The sequence below is a fragment of the Verrucomicrobiota bacterium JB022 genome (genome assembly GCA_030673845.1).
Taxonomy (GTDB): Bacteria; Verrucomicrobiota; Verrucomicrobiia; order Opitutales; family Oceanipulchritudinaceae; genus WOUP01.
On the sequence record JAUTCQ010000021.1, the window covers coordinates 212,189 to 232,689 of the forward strand.

The 20,501-nt window shown below is 56.7% G+C and carries 15 protein-coding genes; 9 read left to right on the forward strand and 6 right to left on the reverse strand.

The window, feature by feature from the left end; genetic code table 11:
* Positions 1 to 1,957: 1,957 nt before the first annotated feature.
* Positions 1,958 to 3,046 carry a hypothetical protein gene (locus Q7P63_17240; protein ID MDP0501841.1) on the reverse strand — a complete coding sequence of 363 codons (1,089 nt, stop codon included), beginning with the start codon at positions 3,044 to 3,046 and terminating at the stop codon, positions 1,958 to 1,960.
* 319 nt (positions 3,047 to 3,365) lie between these two features.
* Between Q7P63_17240 and Q7P63_17245 the strand changes: the two genes are divergently transcribed.
* From Q7P63_17245 to Q7P63_17285, 9 genes are all read left to right on the forward strand, one after another.
* Positions 3,366 to 4,577 carry an SIR2 family protein gene (locus Q7P63_17245; GenBank protein ID MDP0501842.1) on the forward strand — a complete coding sequence of 404 codons (1,212 nt, stop codon included), beginning with the start codon at positions 3,366 to 3,368 and terminating at the stop codon, positions 4,575 to 4,577.
* Positions 4,578 to 4,634: 57 nt separating this feature from the next.
* On the forward strand, positions 4,635 to 6,335 hold the full coding sequence (locus tag Q7P63_17250; protein MDP0501843.1) for a DUF87 domain-containing protein: 1,701 nt from the start codon (positions 4,635 to 4,637) through the stop codon (positions 6,333 to 6,335).
* Between the two features lie 559 nt (positions 6,336 to 6,894).
* Positions 6,895 to 7,377: a hypothetical protein gene (locus Q7P63_17255; GenBank protein ID MDP0501844.1), complete on the forward strand. Its 483-nt coding sequence runs from the start codon at positions 6,895 to 6,897 to the stop codon at positions 7,375 to 7,377.
* Positions 7,378 to 7,619: 242 nt separating this feature from the next.
* Positions 7,620 to 8,501, forward strand: a complete 882-nt coding sequence (locus Q7P63_17260; protein ID MDP0501845.1) for a DUF4747 family protein — start codon at positions 7,620 to 7,622, stop codon at positions 8,499 to 8,501.
* Complete coding sequence (locus Q7P63_17265) at positions 8,498 to 9,121, forward strand: hypothetical protein (protein MDP0501846.1); 624 nt, start codon at positions 8,498 to 8,500, stop codon at positions 9,119 to 9,121. The genes Q7P63_17260 and Q7P63_17265 overlap by 4 nt, the downstream gene beginning before the upstream one ends.
* Positions 9,122 to 9,206: 85 nt before the next feature.
* Entirely contained in the window at positions 9,207 to 10,385 is a 1,179-nt protein-coding gene (locus Q7P63_17270) for a phage terminase large subunit family protein (GenBank protein MDP0501847.1), read from the forward strand.
* On the forward strand, positions 10,367 to 10,840 hold the full coding sequence (locus Q7P63_17275; protein MDP0501848.1) for a hypothetical protein: 474 nt from the start codon (positions 10,367 to 10,369) through the stop codon (positions 10,838 to 10,840). Before Q7P63_17270 ends, Q7P63_17275 begins: the two co-directional genes overlap by 19 nt.
* A 208-nt stretch (positions 10,841 to 11,048) precedes the next feature.
* On the forward strand, positions 11,049 to 12,011 hold the full coding sequence (locus tag Q7P63_17280; protein ID MDP0501849.1) for a hypothetical protein: 963 nt from the start codon (positions 11,049 to 11,051) through the stop codon (positions 12,009 to 12,011).
* A 1,056-nt stretch (positions 12,012 to 13,067) separates the two neighbouring features.
* On the forward strand, positions 13,068 to 13,286 hold the full coding sequence (locus tag Q7P63_17285; protein ID MDP0501850.1) for a DNA methyltransferase: 219 nt from the start codon (positions 13,068 to 13,070) through the stop codon (positions 13,284 to 13,286).
* Positions 13,287 to 13,434: 148 nt separating this feature from the next.
* Here the strand turns inward: Q7P63_17285 and Q7P63_17290 are convergent, their stop codons facing one another.
* The 5 genes from Q7P63_17290 to Q7P63_17310 all read right to left on the reverse strand — a co-directional run bounded on the left by Q7P63_17290 (position 13,435) and on the right by Q7P63_17310 (position 20,458).
* Positions 13,435 to 14,241: a TIM barrel protein gene (locus Q7P63_17290; GenBank protein MDP0501851.1), complete on the reverse strand. Its 807-nt coding sequence runs from the start codon at positions 14,239 to 14,241 to the stop codon at positions 13,435 to 13,437.
* Positions 14,242 to 14,254: 13 nt separating this feature from the next.
* On the reverse strand, positions 14,255 to 15,553 hold the full coding sequence (locus Q7P63_17295) for a polysaccharide pyruvyl transferase family protein (protein MDP0501852.1): 1,299 nt from the start codon (positions 15,551 to 15,553) through the stop codon (positions 14,255 to 14,257).
* 49 nt (positions 15,554 to 15,602) lie between these two features.
* Positions 15,603 to 17,375, reverse strand: coding sequence for a hypothetical protein (locus tag Q7P63_17300; protein ID MDP0501853.1), 1,773 nt, complete (start codon positions 17,373 to 17,375; stop codon positions 15,603 to 15,605).
* Positions 17,376 to 17,552: 177 nt separating this feature from the next.
* Positions 17,553 to 18,755, reverse strand: coding sequence for a hypothetical protein (locus Q7P63_17305; GenBank protein MDP0501854.1), 1,203 nt, complete (start codon positions 18,753 to 18,755; stop codon positions 17,553 to 17,555).
* Positions 18,752 to 20,458, reverse strand: coding sequence for a glycoside hydrolase family 2 TIM barrel-domain containing protein (locus Q7P63_17310; GenBank protein ID MDP0501855.1), 1,707 nt, complete (start codon positions 20,456 to 20,458; stop codon positions 18,752 to 18,754). The genes Q7P63_17305 and Q7P63_17310 overlap by 4 nt, the downstream gene beginning before the upstream one ends.
* Positions 20,459 to 20,501: the final 43 nt, after the last annotated feature.

The window sequence follows — 20,501 nt, forward strand, 5'->3', positions numbered from 1 at the left end:
CCGTCTTCGCCCGGGCAACACCTACCCCGTATCTTATCCCATTGATCTTCAGTGATAAACCGATTACAGTGGCTTTCGCCTCACTTAGTTTGAAGATTTACCGAAGAGAACAAGCTCATTCTACGAGTTCCGAAACCCCTTCAAGAATCTATTTTGTTCGTTCCCATCTAACCTTGTTGCTATTCTTCATTTCATGATACCTACTTGGGCATTCAGTTCGCCGGACATCGCCTTGGGTCAGATTCAGTTCTCTGCTGCTTCCGACTCAATATCTGCTTGCTTCCAGCGCGGCTCAAACACTCAGGCGGTGCGGCAGTGGGACAGGCAGACAGGACGGCTCATCAGGGAAATCAGCTGGTCACTCGGCTCAAACAGATCAACCGTCAATGTGCTACGCCCTGCTGTTATTTCTGGTAGCCACTTATGGCGGTTCGAAGACGGGTTCCTGATTTGCCAGTCAATGAGATCAGTAGATATCACGGTCAGCTTACCCTACCCAGATCTACACGACGTTGCTGCCGCAACTGATGGGACTTTGGTTATTCTTTGTGAGAAAAGTATCCAGTGGCTGAATTCTGACGGGGCAGTGGCCGCTCGATTCAACGTCGAGTGCAGATACGGTGCTTCGGTTGCTCATGCCACGGCCGATTCAGTATTCGTATTGGAACCCCGTAGGATATTACGGATTGAAAGAGATGGTTACACTTGCTGGGAGGTCTATGGTATTGTAGATCATGTTGCCATTTCACCTGAAAAGGTTTTCGTGATATCCGAAGAACCGGGGCTTATATCGAGCTACTGTGCCCGATCTGGGCAACTGCTAAGGCAAGCTCGAAGGAAGCCTTTCAGCGTTACCTCCGTTGCCACATTTGGAGATCATCCGATTTTTGCAATAACAGTGTCCTGCGAGGGAGGGTCTTCACTCGAGATCCTTCACGCTGAGACACTGACCAAGGTATGGAGCTTACAGCTTGAACCTGTAATTCATTCGATGACTTACCTAGAATCGACGCGCCAGCTGGCAATTCTGGCGCGTCGACGGGTTCAGCTCTATGACCTTGACGAGCGGATAATGCTCACCTTACGCTGCTGATTGGCGCTCTGGCCACTGGGCCGGCCATCCCTCACGCGCCACCCGCTCCATCACCCACCGGGGAACGCGGACGCTACGCCCTAGCATCACTCGTAGGCCCTCGTGACAGGTTACGTGACGGTCAATCGACTTTTTGCTCGTGACTACATATTCAGCAGCCTCCTTGCGTGTCATAAGGGCCTCGTTAGAGGCAGGTTGATGTAGTGATTCTTTTGCGTGTATGCTCTTTTTCACACTACAGCTTAATATAAACAGGGTCCGCGCCGAAAGAGTTGGAGCAGGAAATCTTGGTAAATATTTCGTAAAATACTGCCACACCTTTACCCTGCGAAAACAGCTGGAAGAGCAGAACTGGCTCCGCCCTTCCGGCGTCCATGCTAAAACAGCCCACCTAAATTAATCGCATTGCATCATCTGCGGGTCCAGGCCGAGAGAATGACAGGATGCCTCCCATGCTCGGCGCACTACAGGGTGGAGCCAACTTGGTTTCCAGTGGTATCCGGCTAGCAGAGGCCGCTCGAGCGCCTTGGATATTTCCAGCGGTGTCCTGCCTCTGCACACACTTCGTAACTCTTCATCACTCCTTTCGGAGTCGTTGTTGACGAAATAAATGCCGCAGACGGGGAACTCCGTCATTGGCTCCGATAGGCGCTTGACCATCAGGTCATCGCCAAGATGCCGGCTTTGCGTTAGCAGCTCCATCGCTTCTTCTTGGGACAGCAGGCCTGCTGCTAGCAGGTGCCATTGGGTGTAACCTGGGCCAGGATTCGGCAAAGACATCTCGAATGACGTAGTCCATGTTTTCTTAAGGTTCATATCTGTTTCCATCCTTCGGTGGCGTGGGCGAGTTGCATGAACAAAGTATCAGCATGGCTCTTGCTCCTTGAAATAGCGCATCAGGTCGTCGATTACTGCAGAGTACGGAGCGGGATGATGACCAAGAATTCCAGTGGGCAGATACTTCCCGTTGATTCGCTCGGCGACAAAACCCAAGGGCACGTCATCTCGCCAATAGATCACACAAGCCCCGGTGCCACACAGATTCCGGTAGCCGAAGACGCCGCCGTCCTCGAGCAAGAGGGCCAGCTTGCGCAGCTGTTCATCAGTCTCTACACGCCGATACTGAGGTGGAGGCGGCGGCCCAAAGCACCAGCCCTTATTCTTGTAGATTAGAGCTGACTCCAGCCGCTGTATCCCCACACGCAACTCAATTGCAGACGGCCACTCAAGCAGGCGCCTACCCAACATCAAGGTGAGCTCACCATAGCGGCGCGCCAGTTCGTGCACCGGCAGGGCGGAGGCTGCCGCGACTCTGAGCACTGCGGGGGATAGGATCTCAGGGCGCAGTTCAAGACAGCGAATGACTCCTGGGCTGATGGGACCTTTATGCTGAGCCAACGTTCGGCATACGTGCATGTGGCTTAAGGACCGATAGAAGATATTGAGGTCTTCATAGGTGACGCCTTCTATCTCGACCCGCTTCAGCATGCGGACGAGAAATGGCGCGCCATAGTCCTCACAATCCGATCGCACCAGGCGCAGCCAGCGCGCCAGCGATGGAAAGTCATCATTCAGGTGCGAGATCAGCGTCAGAAGGTCCATCGGGTGCTCCCTCCAATAAATACCCAAATGAACCGCCAGTAACGGGCAGGTCCTCAAGATCTTCATCATAGCGGCGCGGTTGGCCCGCGCGAGCTGCAGGGCCTCGTAAGTGCACCCCGGCAGCGTTCGGACCAGCGACAGCAGTTCGGCCGGAATTGTCTGCACGATGGGAGTCAGCGGGTGGTCAGCAGGCAGCCGGTCATGCAGCATCGCCTGCCAATGATACGGGTCGATGCCATGAGCTCTGATTTCAGCCCCCTGGACTTCGAAAAACGGCCACGGGTAGTAGCGCTCGGTTAAGCCCTCAGTCGTGAGGGTGATGGGTTCTGGAAGATTTTTGATGTTGGTCATCAAAAACAAGTTTTGGCAGGGCGGCCCCTGACTCGCCCCCACCCTGCCTTCAACCTCGGCCTCTCGTGGGCTTAAGTCATGGTACATGAGTCCAAAGGTGGACAGTAGTCCTCAGGATTTCGTGCTGCCTACCTTTTTAAGACTCTGGCCCTCGCGTCACGTCAAACCCAGTCCGGCGGTTTTTGCCCCGCGCTAGTTCGTGCGCCGGCAAAGCAGAGCTAGCCGCAGACTGGGGCAGTAAGGACGAAAGCATCCCGGGGCACAGTTCGAGACATCAATGTATAGACAATCAGCGAGTTTTCGGCCTATAATTCCAACGATGTCCGAGGCTAATCCCCTGAACAGTCAACAACCCTTTCTGCGCTTTCGTACGGGCCGCAATGGAGAATGGGTGGAATTGCAGAGTCCCCCAAGAGACGATAATGAAACCGAACGCCTTACCCAGATTCTCAGCGGGGCACTCACAACGAGGAATCTCTTGGTTCTGACTGGTTCTGGAGCGTCCAGAGCGGTGGGAGGGCCAGGAATGAGTGACCTATGGAAATCTTGCTCCAGCATCGCAAACCACGCCGAAGTAGTAAAATTGGTAAATCACCCGAGGTCAGAGGGCAGAGAAGAAGACATTGAGCACCTGCTGAGCCTTTGCCTTTTTCACTCTAGGCTTCATGCTGGGGATGACGCCGATGGCAAGAAAGTGCGTGACTTTCAGGCGCAGGCGGAGAAGAAAATTTCGAGACTGTGTCGGGAGTTTGCAAGCACTCCTGACACGCTGGCCCCCTACGTTCAGCTTCTCCGAAAGTTGGTTCCCCGCAGAGGTGACTTTCCTAGAACGAAAATCTTCACAACCAACTATGATCTTTGCTTGGAAAACGCTGCAGAGCAGCTTGGTATGCCTTACTTGGACGGCTTCTCGTTCGCCTACCCGCGCCGATTTCATGGCCGCTGGCTGGACTATGATTTAGTAAAGCGAGGTAAGGACAAGGCAGGATCCGAGTTTCTCGACGGCGTGTTTCAACTTCTGAAGCTGCATGGTTCGGTTGACTGGGAGCTTCATGAAGACACCGGTTCCGTGTTGCGAAATCCAGCAACCAAGAGGCCCCACCTCGTATATCCTCGAGACGAAAAGTTTGCATTATCCTACGAACAGCCGTTCCTAGAGATGATTTCTCGCTACCAGTCATCGCTTCGCGAACCGGATACATGCCTCGTCGTAGTCGGCTTTGGTTTCAATGACCATCATTTGGTTCAACCAATTAGAACTGCTCTCCTGACGAATCCAAATTCATTCAAGATGGTGATCGCAGACCACGCGATTGAGGAGAAGATAGGGGCCAAGGGCTGGGAACCCTGGACAGAGCTTTCAGACTGTCAGCTCGCCGGTGCAGACATCACTTTCGTAGAGGGTTCGTTCGCAAACTTCACGCAGATTCTGCCGAGCTTCTCAGAGGCAAGGCGTCAGGACGATCTCGTAAACCGCTTGGTTCAGGCGCTTGAATCTGGCCGCCGAATTCCAGGAGAAAGATCAAACTGAGCAATGGACGCGTCGGAACTTCCCAGGACCTTTGATCCAGTTCGACGGGTGGGCTCTGTGACCACCGTTTTTCCGGATGCCGTTTTAATCAACCTTGATGGTGAAAGCCAGATCGCTGGGAGGATTCTCGATGGAAATTCTTTCGGGGGCGGTGGCGTCGGTGACTTCGTAGTCATTGACTGCGATTCCTTAGCCGTTTTTGCCCGGGTCATGGAAGTGCGCCTTCCCACAGTCGAACGATTAGACCTTGAGCCGAATCTTGGACGAACTGCAACGCCCCACCCCATTGCAAAACTCCATTTACTGGGCGTCCTGGATTTAAACAAAGACAAGATTATCGGCGGAGTGACCCGGCATCCCACGCTTGGAGCGCAGGTTTACGGTGCCTCTCCCTCCATCGTCGGACGCTTTGCGGGGGCTATCTCGCAGTCTTTGGGCCAAGATTACGTCGCATGTGTTCACTTGGGCCATGTGAAAGATTCTGCAGCTACTCAGGTAAGCCTCTCGGCTAAAGGACTATTCTCAAGACACTGCGCCATCCTCGGGACCACGGGAGGGGGCAAAAGCACAACCATTGCCACTCTGCTGCACTCTTGCTGCAAGCAGCTCCCGAAGTGCAAGATCATCCTGATTGATCCCACGGGCGAATACGCACGTGCGGCCACAGGTCATAAATCCTGTTTCCTGGGTACTGGAGAGGCGCCCAACGGGGAGGACAAGGTTCGAATCCCACCCGACAACCTCCGAGAATCCGATTATTTCTCAATTCTGGCACCTTCCACAACTCAGCGAATCAAGCTTACTGAGGCGATCCATAGCCTCCGGCTGGTCAAGATACTAAATGGCTCTGAGTATACTGCATATAAGAATAAGCTGACATCTTTCTTCACACAAGGCGGGTTGGTGAAAAAGAAGAACAAGCCATGCCGTGAGTATTTTAGCGTGGTTTCGCAGGCTGAAATTCGTAAACGTATCGAGGATCCGGAATACTCCTTTGAGTTCACCAACCTTGCGGATCAGATCCTTCTTGAATGTGTTAAGGAAAACCCGAGAGACGAAGGCACTACGTGGATAGAAGACCAACAGTCCCAAGGGTGGTGCCAGCCGTTGGTCGCAAAAATCCGGGCAGTCAAAGCGTCAAACGCCTGGGCTCCGATATTTGGCAGCGCCGAAGGTAATTCTCTATTTACCGAGTTGGAGAACTTCTTAGCCAGAGAGGACAAGCAGATTCTCAGGATCAACCTCAGCCAGCTGAGCTTCGATTTTGGGCTCCGCGAAATAACGGTGAATTTGATCGGGCGCTGGCTGAACGAGCACATCAGAGATTTTAGGCTCAAGGAGAGAGCACCCGTGGTGGTCGTTCTTGATGAGGCCCATAACTTTCTCAATCAGCACCTTGGGGAGGATGAAGCTCGCTATCGACTCGATGCTTTTGAAAAGCTAGCCAAAGAGGGGCGGAAATACTGGTTGAGTCTTGTTCTTGCAACCCAGCAGCCTCGCGACATCCCAGCAGGAATTCTCAGCCAAATGGGAACCTTGATCGTTCATCGACTGATCAATGAAGCGGACCGTCGAATGGTAGAGATGGCATGTGGGCAGATCGACGCCGCTGCTGCCAAGTTCGTACCGAATCTAGCTCCCGGAGAAGCAGCCATTATCGGGGTGGATTTTCCGATCCCGCTGACTATTCAGGTTGATCTTCCCCCACCGGAAAGAGCCCCCTCTTCGACAAGCCCAGATTTCAACCGGTGGAAATAGCTACGGGAGCTTCACCCGATCGGATATGACGCTCCCGAAGATCGCCGGCTAGCTCCCACCAAGGTCAAAGAGCTGGAGGCCGAAGAGGTGTGATCTACAGTTCGACCCGGTCCACGAGATACAAGTCATGCTCCGGCTCGGAACAACGGCTGTTCTTGTGCCTCAGGGTTACCCAGATCTTTTGCCGAGACGCGAGCCAATCGAGCGCGTTAGTTATATCGGCCCAAGATTCGAGGTCTTCGCCCTCACGAAACGCGAACGATGTCTTCCCGTCCTCGATCTCTGAAAGCAGCCGCCTTTGCGATGGACTCATCTATTCCCGCTAGCCAGCGGTTAGCGGGTTGTCCAGCCCGAACCAAAGATCCCCACCTAAGGGAGGGGGGCGTAAGGAATCTTTTAGGCCACTTATACGCCCTGCGGGGTCCATCAGCAGCGCGGCCTTTCCGTGTGACTTCCAAATTTTCCCACTTTACACGAATTTGCGTTGGGCACTGGTAGAATACTGCGCAGCCCTCTCGAGGCGGTGGAAGGAGCGTCAAGCTTGACAGCGAAGAAGGGTATGCCGCTCAGACGTAGCAAAGACAACGAAGCCCTGGTCTTTTCCAACTCGCTGACTCCCGAGGATGCCGAGAAGCTGGTGAAGGCCGACGTCCACAATATCCTGAAGAAGGTGAAGGCCGGCAAGACGCTGACGCCCTCCGAACTCCAGCGGATTCGGTCGGTTGCGGGCGAGACCGACGCCTCGGTGACGAAGGCGAAGAACCTGACGCAACTGGCGTCCCTGCTGGGCGTGACGCGCCAGACGCTCTACGCATGGAAGAAGATGGAGGGCGCGCCGGTGCCCGCGGCGAATGGCGAGCACGACGTGATCGCGTGGCGGGAGTTTGCCAAGGCGAGAGACCTGAAGAACTCGGACGACGCCCCGGCCTCAAGCGAAGCACTGAAGGCGCGGAAGCTTCTGGCCGAGGTCGAGCAGCGCGAGTTGAAGACGGCGATAATGAAGGGCGATTACATTCCTCTGGCTCAGGTCCGCGAGGAGTAGACCACCCGAGTCGGCAAAGCCATCGCCTTGCTGCGGTCGAAGTTCGAGAGCGAACTGCCGCCCGTGCTCTCAGGCTTTGATGCCGTCGGCATCCAGAAGGAATGCGCGGCGGCGATCGATGAGGTGTGTGAGGCGCTGCATGGATGAGCGCACAGAATCATGACAGACCATTTGTGTCTTGCCAACTATGCGTTTGTAACTATTCTAATCTATGAAATGTTCATCTAGAAATTAGCAATACAATGTCTCGTAACATCTGCCTTTCCGCCCTAAACCTAGTTACTCACCCTCATTCTTCCCAATCTTATAAGAGTATTTTTAGTGCTGCATTAAAACTCAGGCAGCCAATCCGGATACGTGGAATTCGCTACGGAATTCTAAAATCTGCATTTCAGAATGGGAAAGAAGAAAATTCTCTGATTTACGGTGAAATCTACACTTTCACCCGAATTGGGCCATCCGACTGGTTTCACTTCGAAGAAGGGGAACCGCTGACGGAGGAGGAGGCAGAACAAATTCAAATTCCCGAAGGAGTAGTCCCTCATTTAAAGCGAATCGGGTACGTTTTTATTCCGGAAAAGCACCTCTTTGTTTTCGTCACTACAGATAATGTATTAGGGAGCATCTCCGAGAGCATGATGCGAGACTACATAAGCGAACTATTCAATGACAATAGGATCGTGCAGTCCGCGGATTATGCCTCTGTAGATGTGAACCTAGTTCAGAGCACCGCATCTCTAGACAGAATCTTCAGCCTAAAAATTGAGAAGCTAAAAATTGAGCTAAATCGACCAAACGACACAGGAGATGACATCGAAAAGACAATCGAAGAAGAGATGGAAGAGCAGAACATTGGCAGAAGCAAACTTGAACTAACAGCAAAAAAGGGTAATTCGATTACACCAAACACAAGGACTAAAAAGCTGATGAGAGCCGCACTCACCAATGGAAGGGTTCAAGCCAGGGGACTTGATGAAGAAGACGACAAGAGAAGCGAGGACACCGCAGAGTCCCCAGTGAGGGAAAACTACCAATACGACGCTCATTCAGAACAGACTTATTTCGACTTTCTCATCGAGAGTGCGAGGAAGCTTTGTAGAGTTATCTATCCGAATCACCGATGAAAGGGTTCTTCTCAGGATGGAAACAACTTATAAAATTCCTCTGTAGGTATCAAATCGCCTACGGCGGCCCTTCTAGGCTTCTTAAAAGCCCATACTTCCACATAGCCCTATTACTTACTTGGCTATCTCAGTCGATTTGGGCAAAGCCGGGATGGTGGGCTATCATCTTGGAGACACATCCTGCGATATTGGGGTTCTCGGTTGCTGGTCTGGGATTCGTCCTGAGCTTTGGGACAAACGGGCACAAGTTTGTAAACATCCTATGTGCAACCAGCGAAGCGAATCATAAGAAAGAATCCTTGCGCTCTCCATTAGGCATAGCCGGTGGAGTTTTCATCCATTTTATTTTTATGCAGTTTTTAGCGCTTTTGCTAGCTATCGCAGCTAAGACAGCATATCAGCTTCCAGCTCCAGATTCGGCTAGATTTCTCGGCGATGAGCGGTTTATAAAAGCATTCTGGTTATTCTGCGGGCTTTTGGGTACATACTCCCTGACGCTAGTGATTGCCGTTTCGGAGATATTATTCACACTACTCAGGCTGAGCATAATATTCCACAAGAAGGAAGCGCAACGAGAGCGACTGCAGCAACGCTCATCCAATCGAAATTTGGATAGCTAACGACGATTTGCTCAAAGGAGATACGCGCGTGAACGTAAAGTAGGCAAGCAACAGAGAAAGTAGTTTTGACGCTTCCGCCAGAGCAATGACCACCCTCGAACAAATCTGGCGCGATGCTTGGCGGCCACCGGACCGTAGGCAGCCGTGGGAATGGTGCGAGGAGCATGTGACCGCCATACCCTACTCGCCGATGCCGGGGCGGTTCCGCAGCGAGAACTCGCCGTGGCTGCGCGAGGTGATGGACGCAATGGTCGACCCGCGAGTGAGGGTGGTCTCGATCATGGCGAGCATTCAGAGTTCGAAGACGCTGGGGATCGAGCTGGCGATCTGTTACATCATCGCCAACCTGCCGGGCCCCGCCTTGTGGCTCGACCAGACCGACGATGACGCCAAGGATCAGGTCGAAGCGCGCCTACATGTGCTCTTCGAGGAGTGCGAGCCGGTGAAGGCGCTCTTCCCGCTCAACCGCCACAAGAAGCGCAAGGACACGATCCACTTTTCGAACGGCATGACCTTGTGGGCCTTCGGAGCTCACACTAAAACGAACATGCAACGGCGCTCGATCCGTTGGCTGATCGGCGACGAGACGTGGCGCTGGCCTCCCGGCCACATGGCGGAAGCCGAGGCCCGCGTGATGGCTTTTGGCTGGCTGGGCAAGTGCATCTTCATGAGCCAGGGCGGCCTCGCGCACGACGATACGCACCGCAAGTTTGAGAGCACGGACATGCGCGAGTGGACCTTTGCGTGCCCGGCCTGCGGCGAGCGCCAGCCGTTCAAGTGGGAGCAGGTCGAATGGCCGAAGGACTGCAAGGACGCCGACGACCAGTACGACTTTCCGCGCATCCGGCAGGCGACCGTGATGCATTGCGCGCACTGCAACCACGCGATCGACGACACGCCGGAGAACCGGCGTCGGCTCAACGCGACCGGCCGATTCGTGCCCCAGAACTCGCATGCGGCGGCGGAGAACGTCGGCTTTCACTGGAACAGCCTGGCCACGATGTCGTGGGGCGAGCTGGCCGAGCTCTACCTGCGGGCCAAGCTGGCGGCGCGCAAGGGCGACATCAACCAGTTGCAGGTGTTCTACCAGAAGCGGCTCGCCCTGCCCTGGCACGACTACGCGGAGGACTTCAAGGTCGAGATTACGCCCAGCGCTACCGCCTCGGCGAGGACTGGCCGGAGGAAGCGGGCCTCGACGCGCGTGGGCAGATCCTGCCGGCGCCCTTCCCCGTCGCCTCGCGTAAGGTGCGACTGCGCTTCCTGACCGTCGACGTGCAGATGGATCACTTCTGGCTCGTCGTGCGGAGCTGGTCGGCCGAGGGCCAGTCGCGGCTGCTCTGGTGCCAGCGCGCGCTCACGTGGGAGGAGATCGAGCAGGTCCAAGAGCGCTTCGAGATCCACCCGGGCCTCGTGTTCATCGACGCCGGCTACAACAGCTACGAGGTCTACCGGCGTTGCGCCGCCCGCGGCTGGACTGCTCTGATGGGCGACGGCAACCACGCCTCGTTCTGGCACAACGACGGGAAGCGGCGCATGCAGCGCTTCTACTCCCCCGCCCGCCGGACCGACGTCAGCGGCCGCACCTGCCTCATGCACTACTGGTCGAACCTCTCGATCAAAGACATTCTCGCCCGCCTACGCCGCGAGTCCGGCCCCGACGGCGAAACCCATATGGCAAGTCTCCGAAGACGCGCCCGACGGCTACCTGAAGCAGCTTGAAAGCGAGCACCGCACCCAGGTCAAGGGCAAGTGGCAGTGGGTCCAGATCGGCAAGCGCCCGAACCACTACTTCGATTGTGAGGCCATGCAGGTTGTCGCCGCTACGATGCCGAAGCTGGTGGGGGCAGAGGAGTTACTATAACGTAACATTAAATATTGATCAACGCTCTCGACACTCCCGAGTATGCCTCTTATGATTTAGATTCTAATGAAATCCTCTTGGATCACCCTCTTTCTTGCCCTTTCGCTCGCGATCCGATCTGGCTATGCCGCCGTAGAAACGGCTCTGGTATACGTCGGAACTGAAAGCGGAAGTGTCGGTTTTTATACCTTCAGGTTTATTCAAGGCCAAGATCCCGTCCTAATTGACTCGCGCCAAACTGGCTATGAAACGCCAAGCGTTCCGACGGGATTCTCCATCGCAGGCAACGGAGACCTGCTGGTCACAGATCGACCTACTTCGAGTTTTGTTAGGTATGATAGTGATCGCTACCATCCAAATTTCATCGAAAGAGTAACGGACAGAATCAGTAGCGGCAGAGCGGATGACATCATTGCTTTTGGAAATAGAGCCTACGTTCTGAACGGAGGTCTCCTTAGCATGTTTGAGTATCAAGCAGGCAGCATGGCTTTTGTCGAAAACTTCACGATTCAAACTGGATTATCTTCTTTGACTATCTCACCTTCTGGCCAGCTATATGCCACACATACCAGACGAGACGAGCTTTACATTTATGACTTTATGCCAGATGGCTCACCTAAACTAGATAGATCAATTTTATATCATAATATCGACGGACCCTCAAGCGTAGACTTCAATCCGATCACGGGTACTATCTACATTGCTGCTACTGGAAGTAATGCAATTTTCGCACTACCCAAAGGACAAGATACAGTCCGATTTAGCGGAATCCAGAGCCCTACAGAAATAAGCTTCCTACCTTGGGGTGATCTACTCGTAAACCACAAGCATGCATCAGTTGCTGATCAACTTACAATCCTAGATCCGCTTACAGGAAAACGTAAAACCATAACCGTCCCGGGTGGAAGACAAATAACCTCCATATTTGTTGTTTATGATAATGCGCAAATTCCAGAGCCTTCAAGTATTTTGCTTCCCTTCTTCGCGGCATTATTCATCATAATATCCCGCCATATCAAACAGCACTAGTTGCCCCCGTCGTTCGCAACAAGCGAGATTCAAATCCTTACGCGCACACCGAACTAGTGGACATCGAGCGGCTGGTGCCGAACCGACACCCGGAAAGCCAAGTGAAGCAGCTGGCCAAGATCATCCGGGCGCAGGGCTTCCGCAACGCGATCGTGGTATTAAGCGAAGCGGTTTCGTGGTGAAGGGGCACGGGCGGCTGGACGCGGCCCGCCTGCTCGAGATGGAAGCGGTGCCGGTCGACTATCAGGACTACGAACACGAGGCGGCCGAGTGGGCCGATATGGTGGCCGATAACCGCATCGCGGAGTTGGCCGATACCGACCAGGACGCTCTCAAGGAGTTGCTGGCCGAACTCGAAGGCGAGATCGACATGGACCTGACCGGCTTCGACGGCGACGCGATCGCCGACTTGCTGCGCGGCATCGAGACCGAGGAGGCCGCCGGAGAAGTCCCGGAGCCTCCGGCGAATCCTATCACCCTGCCAGGCAATCTCTACGAGCTGGGCGAGCACCGACTGCTCTGCGGTGACGCTACCAACCCCGAAGACCTGATCCGCCTGATGCAGGGCGAGCGCGCGATCCTCTTCGCGACCGACCCGCCCTACCTGGTCGGCTACGACGGGTGCAACCATCCGAATCCCGACCCAAAGGCGAACAAGGACTGGTCGGATACCTACGGGAAGACCTGGGACGAGCAGGAAGAGAACAGCGACCTCTACGACCGCTTTATCGCGCCGGCGAAGGCACACGCGATCGCGCCAAACGCGGCGTGGTATTGCTGGCACGCGAGCCGACGGCAAAAGCTACTGGAAGAGGCCTGGGAAAAGCACGGGGCGCTCGTCCACCAGCAGATCATCTGGCTCAAGAACACGCCGATCCTCACCCGCTCGTGGTATTTCTGGAACCACGAACCGTGCTTCTTCGGCTGGCTCAAACGTCAGAAGCCGGAGAAAACCGCTGAGGGGCACTTAAACTCAGTGTGGGAGATCTCGAACATCGTCCACACCGAGCGGCCCGACCACCCACCCCGAAGCCGCTTGAGTGCTTCGCCATCCCGATGCGCCAGCACACCCGCCGCGGCAACCTCTGCTACGAGCCCTTCAGCGGCTCCGGCTCCCAGCTCATCGCAGCCGAACAACTTGGCCGCCGCGTCTACGGCATGGAAATCTCGCCCGCCTACTGCGACGTCATCGTGAAGCGGTGGTTGGCGCTGGGTGAGGGGCGGCGGGCGGCCAGAAACGGAAAGGTTGCTGATTTTGCCCCAAAGCGGCTCTAAGCATCTTGAATATTTGGCTCTCCGATGCCTTTGCGTAGCATGTGCACGCCTTGGAAGCTGCTTCTCGTAAAGCCGACAGCTGATGTCCAGTATGGGGCACGATCCAGACTAACGATTTGAAAGCTAAAACGAGCCTCAATCTGTGCTTTCAGCGAGCCGCATGCTGTACCCAATGATTGAGCGTAGCGGCCTCGCGCGGATAGTGCGCCGGGTCATCACCGGCGACGAACTCGATGAGGGCCCAGCGGTGCTGGCCGTCGGCCGCTACGGCGTCGAGATAGGCTTTCCAATCCTCCTCGCCTTCGGCCAAGGGGCGTCGATCCGTCCACCCGCCAGCGCCCCAGTGGAAGACATGGATGTGGGCCAGCCGGTCTTGCACATCATCCATGGTGGCAAGGCAGGTGGCAAAGTCCGTTCTTGCGTGAGGCTGCCAGAGCGATTTTGCATTGGGCAAGTCGATGCCTCGAAAGAACTGGACTGTGGATGGGCGATTTTCGGTAAGCGTTTTGCCGTGGAACTCGGTCGCGACGTCGATCTGGTGAGTCAAAGCCAGCTCGCAGATTCTTACGTAATCGTCCTTTACCGCCTGCGCTTCCTCTTGAGTGTAATCCTGGGGGCTGCGCCGCCCCGCCCACACGCGGATGCTAGGGGCGCCCAAGGCAAGTGCGGTCTCCAGCACGGTCTCGAATTCAGGCTCGCCCGGCTTCTGCTCGCCGCAGCGGTAGTAGGAGCCGTAGCAGACCACTTCCAGACCCGCGTCTCGCGTCATCTGACCGACGGCATGCGCCTGCGCCAGATCACCTGCCGGCACATGCACGTCCCCTCCCCACTCGATGCCCCGCTGGGACGCTGCGGCCACCAGAGCAACAATCTCCTGAGGCGAAAGCTGCCGGAAGGTGACCGAGACAAGCCCGGTAGAGTATTTTCCAATGCGCGGGGCGGTCGAAAATTCCATGGGTGAAGCCATCTTATTGCTCGGTTCCAAAGGCCGCTTCGTGAACGATGGCCATGGATTTCCGCTGGCGCTCTTCGACGATCTTCATGGCCTCCGCCAGTTTTTGTTGGGCCTGCGTGGGATCACGGTGCATCTCGAATAGCGTTTGGACGATGTCGTCGCTGCTCGCCTCGTCGATGTCGAACATCCAGTCGCTCAGCCCGATGTCGTTCCACATCTGCTTCTTGTAGGTCTCCGTGGAAGAGGTCAGGTAAATGGCGGGGGTGCCGACTGCGGAAGCCAGGATAGGAGAATGGCATTCCATACTGACGAGGGCGACCGCATTCTCGTAGAGGGCGGCGGCTTCGTCGGGCAGCCAATAATCCTCCCGCCACGCCACGTAAGGCTTCACATCTTCCGGCAGTCGGTCGAACACCCACTCGCGGTGCAGATCCATCTCGAAAACCATTTCCGGCACGAGGGCGACTTTTAGGCCGGTTTCGCGCACCCAGCGCACGATGATCTCGCGGATGCTCCGCATGTCGGCTTCGAGGTATCGAGCGTTGAAAGCATCCTTCCTGCGGTCGATCTCATTCGGCTCCCGGTTGCGGATGCGGTAGTAGGGGGCAAAGCGGGTGCGTGCGATGATGCAGATATAGGCGTCGGGCTCGAGCTCGTGCGCTTCCATCCAGGCATGCGCCTTCTCTTCGTCTTGCTGGGTTGCAGCGAAGGTCGCATCGGGCGCAAATTCCATTATTTCTGCCTTGATGCCAGCCTTTTGCGCCGCTTCCAGTGAATCCGCCTCACGGAAAAACACAAAGGCGGCATCGCTGAGAAATTCCACCGTTTCCGGCTCAATGGGGCCACGTTCCGAGATCTGCGCGAACAAGGTGTCATGATCCAGGGTGACGCCGTAGTAGCCGAAGGGCTTGCCTGATTCCTTCCACCAGAGCTGGAAGCCTGGGTTCAGGTGGATAGCAGGGGCGGATCCGTGCAGCAGCAGATCGGCTTCGTCAAATGCCTGCGAAAGCGCATCGGTCGTAAAGGTCCCGTCGGGGTTCACGTCTCCATCGACAAAGCTCACGCGGGGAAACTGCCGCTGCAGCGTTTCCTTGACCCCGATACCCAGATCCTTGCCCCAAAGGACTATCTCGGCATCCGGCGCGTGCGTCTCCAAAAGCGCCAGGAGGCCGGGCGTGTGTGCGATGTCGCCGATATTGGAGGTCTGCCAGCCGGATCGGACCAGGATGACAGGGGAATCTTCAGTATCAGGGCTCTTGTCTTTGGTTTGGGCGCACGCGCTGGTGCCAAGGCCAAGGAGGAGCGCAGCCATCGCGCTAAAACGCCAGTGATTTGTTTTCAACATCATGAAATAAAGGGGATTAGGGGTTGAAAGGAGAGGCCGAAGCGGCTTGAAGGAGGCGTTCGGCACGCCGTTTCTCGGCGGCCGCTCCTTTGCGCAAGAGTAAGCCGATGGCCGCGACAAAGCCGGTGACGAAGAAGACACACAAGGCTTCCCATAGCTCGCTGATGCCGAGCAACAGCAGGCAGAGCAGGCCGCCCGCCACGAGACAGGTGTTACCCATGATAAAGAGCTGGTCGTAGTCTTTGGAAACCCCCACCTCTTTCATATAGTCGACCGGAGTCGCCATCGTGCGGAAAAACGACTCGACCTGCGCCTTGTATTTCTCGCTGGAGTAACGATAGAAGGGGCGACAGGCCAGCACCGCCAGTCCACAGGAGATGAGGATCCACATCGCCCGCTCCTGGATCGTCCAGCTTTCGCCGAAGAAGTGCGCATCGACCATCGACCAGATGGAGGGAATCAGGCAGACGAAAAAGATGAAGAAGAACGACCAACGGGGGAGCTTTTTCAGGTAAAGCGCGACCAGCAAGGGCAACGCGAGCGGCAGACCGATGACCGACTGCACCATGAGGTAGGCATCGAAGAGCCGGAACTCCTCCTGTTGGGAAAGCAACAGCGCATAGCTGACCAGCAGCAGCCCCAGGAGCACGGTAACCGTCTTGCAGAGGATGAGGTTGGCCTTGTCCGACAACGGTGGCAGGCGCATGGCTTCGCGCACCCTAGGGACGAGGTTGTTGGCGATAATCCCGGTCTGGCTGTTCAGGCCGGTGTCCATGCTGCTCATGGTGGCAGAAAACATGGCTGCGATCATCAAGCCCGTCATGCCAGAAGGCAGGAGCTTGGTGGCGAGGTAGGCGTAGGCGGCGTTGGAGGGGTTCTCCATGTCCAGCGCCATGATTTCGCCTTCATACAGGAAGCGGGCGACCATCGGGGGGATGAACCATGCCGCGGTGCCGATCATCATAAGGATGAGGGCCAGCAGCGAGCCCCTCCCCGCCTCCTTACCGTCCTTTGCCGCCAGGAACCGCTGCGCGCTCCCGTGCCCGACAAAGCCGATGAACTGCATCAGGAAAATCACGATGATCCATTCCCAAGTAAACTTGTTGTCGGGAAAAGCTCCGGGCTCCTTCGCCCAGGTGAAGTCTGCCGCAAAACGCGGGTCGTTGAAGTAACCCAGAAACGCGCCGACTCCACCGATTTCCTTCAGGGCCAGGAAGGCGATCAGGAGGGTGATCGGGACCAGCACGAGGCCTTGCACGAAATCCGTCGCCATGACGGCCCAACGTCCACCGCTGGTCGAATAGAAGACCACCACGGCCCCGATCGCCACGATGGTGGGCTCGAGCGGGAGCTGGAAGATCGAGCTGGTGAATACAGCGAGAGCCCACAGCTGGATCGCCGCCGACAGGGGCAATGTAAGCAGCCCCGCATACACGGTGAACTGCTCCACGACGGTGCCATAGCGAGAGCGTACGATATCGACAATCGTGTAGGCACGGGTATTGCGAAAGCGGGCACCTACCCACAGCCAGCATACGAAAAAGCCGCAGCAGTTTGCGAAGTAGATTGCCAGCATCGTCGGGCCGGCTTCAAACGCGGCCGATGAATTACCCGTGAAGGTAAACGCGCTGATGCCCGACATCAGCATACTGGTGCCGATGAGCCACCAGACGCCCTGGGCGCCACCGCGGACGTAATCACTGAGGTTCTTGTTCTGCCGAGACAAGACTGCGCCCAGGATAATGAGCACTACGAAGTAAATGGCTAGAGTAGCATATTCCGCAATCATGGGAGGGGGGAGTTGACCTTCTTAAAGCTGTCTGGAGCGCGGGCTGATCAGAGTGATATCACAATGCGACCAACGAATGAAGCCGCGCTCCATGGGGTTCTGAAAGTAGTATCTGAGTGCCGCCGCAAACGACGACTGATCAACAAGTCTCCCTGTAGATCAAGTGCGTCGAGCGCTTCAGGAACCGAGGGGCAACTGGCTGATGTCGACCGCGTAGATTTGCCGACCGTCGCCTTCGTGAGTGGAGTCGATCAGGATGGTCCTGCCATCAGGAGTGGCCTTGGGATGAAGGTCGCAACGCCATTCGCCTGTGTATTCCGGGGCCGCCGGAAAGGCACCGAGCTCGATGCGACGGTCCTGACCCGGATGATACAGATAGAGCTCCTGCTTACGACCGCTCTGGTGGGCGTAGGTGTCGTTGAGGATCCAGTCGGCGTGCGGCGCGGGGAGGTAGGTATTGTGACCGTTCCGCGGCATCAGCCGATGGCCCACGGGCTCCAGCTCTGCCGTGCGATCCCGGAACAGATAGAACCTCTCCGCCCCACCCTCGGGCTGGGTCCAGGCGCAGATGTGTTCGGGGTCGCGCCAGATGAAATGGGAAGTGTTGCCCGAAGGGTCGAGAATGTAGATATTCGAGCCGTCCCCATCCATCGTCACCATGCGGGTTTCGAAGCCCCCTGAGGCACGGGAGGCCCGTTCCCCCATCGTGCGACGCCAGCGATGGAGGAAGACCAACCGCTGACCATCCGGACTGATGAGGAGGTGATTGAAGTAGTTCCAGAAGCCTGCCAGCGACTCGCCCCGGTGTGGGATGAGGGCCAGATCACGGATCGAGACGAGCGTCGTTTTTTGGCCCGTATCAAGATCCAGACGATAGATGCCCGTATCGTCCGGCGTGCGGTTGGACTCATTGGGGTCTGGCAGACCAGCATAGCCGTAGCCCGGGCGCATGTTCTGGATGCGCCGGAAATCCGTGCCGACGCCAAAGCGCCCGTCGGGGCTCAGGCAATAGATGGCGTCGTCGAGCACGCGTTCGGCTCCCGTCTGGAGGTTGAGGATCCGAGTGGCGTGGTGGTCGCCTACGCGGTCGTTCCAGACGATCTCGTGCGGATGCCCCGGCCTGAATTGGAGCATGCAGCCCTGCTGCCAACCCCAGGACCGGCTCTCGCCCAGCGATACCCACTGGTTTCCAATTTGGCGGTCGATCAGGCCAACCTCAATCACATCGTCGGCCGTAGGAGAACGATGTTCGAAACCGACCTTCATCCCCAGGACGAAACGGCCCGCAGGGTCGGTCTGAAGTTTGTCGTAATAGCCAAACCAGTGATAGCCAGGGCCCGTCGTGAGCTTCTGGACCGGCGGAAAAGCGGCGTCTCTCATCGGGCAGCGCGGAAGAGTTGCTGGACGACTTCAAATGCCAGCTTGGGCCGGCGGTATTCGTCGACCACCCCCTTGTTGTTCATCGTGCGCGGGCGCTTCATGGCCCAGGCCTCATCGACGCGCACATCGCAGAATTGCCAGATGAAGGCGCCGCATAGCCGGGGATGGTTCAGGTACGTTTCGAGGCAATCGCGCAAGGCATCCGCCTGCCGTTCTTCGCTCCATTTCGGGCGGCCCAAGGGAGCGCGATAGCCCGGCAGGGCACCGGCGCCGAACTCGCTCACGATGTAAGGCTTGCCCGCCATCTTCGGCTCCCACTTTTCCAACTCGCGTCGCAGCCCCTCGGCCGCACCACAGGTGTCGTACCATGTGTGGTAATGGTTCCAGGAGCAGACATCGGGCAAGTCCTGGCAAATATCGACGGCGGTCTGCCGCGCGTCGCCTTGATGGCAGGAGGCGTAAGTCGTCGGTCGCGAAGGGTCGAGCGCCTTGATCTGCTCGAATTGCTCCTGATAGCAGGAGCGCCCGTAATCGCTGTAGCTGTCGCACTCATTCAGGATCCCCCAGAGCACGATTGAGGGGTGGTTGTGGTGCTCCAGCACCATCTCTTCGTTGCAAGTGCGGCATTGCTCCCGGAATTTCGGGTGTGCCATCGGATGGGAATCCATCAAGGGCAGGACGCCCTGCGGGTAAAGGCCGCGCGCATGGTTTTCTTCCCACACCATCAGGCCCAACTCGTCGCAGAGGTCGAGGAAACGCTCGTCGTTGGGGTAGTGACTGGTGCGGATGGCGTTGGCACCCATCACGCGGCACAGCTCGAGGTCTTTGCGCATGATCTCCACCGGAAGCGCGCAACCATAGTCGGGATGGTCTTCGTGGCGGTTGAATCCCATCAGGAACACGGGCTTTCCGTTTACCAACAGGCGCGCGCCGTCGATGGTCACGGTGCGAAAGCCTACGCGGTCGATCCAGTCGTCCGCCCCTTCGGAACTTTCGAATCGTGCGCGCAAAAGATGCAGCGTCGGCGACTCGGAGGACCATTCCTCAACTCCGGAAAAGCGGAGCGTGCCGGTAAGCAGCGCCTCGCAAGCGGCAACTTCCGCCTGCGGCACGGTCCAGGTCTCGCCCGCCACCTCAACGGAAAGCCGGCCGGTGCAGAGCTGGCCGCTCAGATTGACGAGGCAGGCTTCCAGATCCGCGACCCACTGGCCCTGCTCCTGGCGCGGAGTAAAGCGAACCCGACGAATGTAGACGGCAGTCTCGAGCAACTGCAGCTCCACCGGGCGGCTGATCCCACCGTAGGTATAGTAATCGTTCGGGATGTGCAGGGCGGAGGCTTCACCAAATTCGTTCGTGATCCAAACGGTCAACTCGTGGCGGCCTGCGGACAGCGAGGGCAGATCGATCGCGAAGGGGGTATAAGCGTTGTGGTGCGCGCCTACTTCCTTGCCATCGAGGTAGACCACGCAGGTGTGGCTTACGCCCTTAAAGACAAACCGCGCAGGGCCGCTGCGGTCGGTCTCAAAAACAGTTTTTGCGACGGCCTGACCACGGTAGTTGATCCATTCGGGCAGGGACTCCCAGACGCCGGGAACGGCGATCCCCACCTCGCGGACTTCTCCAGGAGCGAGGGCGTCCAGAGTGGTCCCGGCGACGGGGAATTGATAAGTCCACCTGCCGTCCAGCGACTGGACCTTACGCATGCGGTGTTGAGAAAATAGTCGAGTCATAAACAAAGAAACCAAC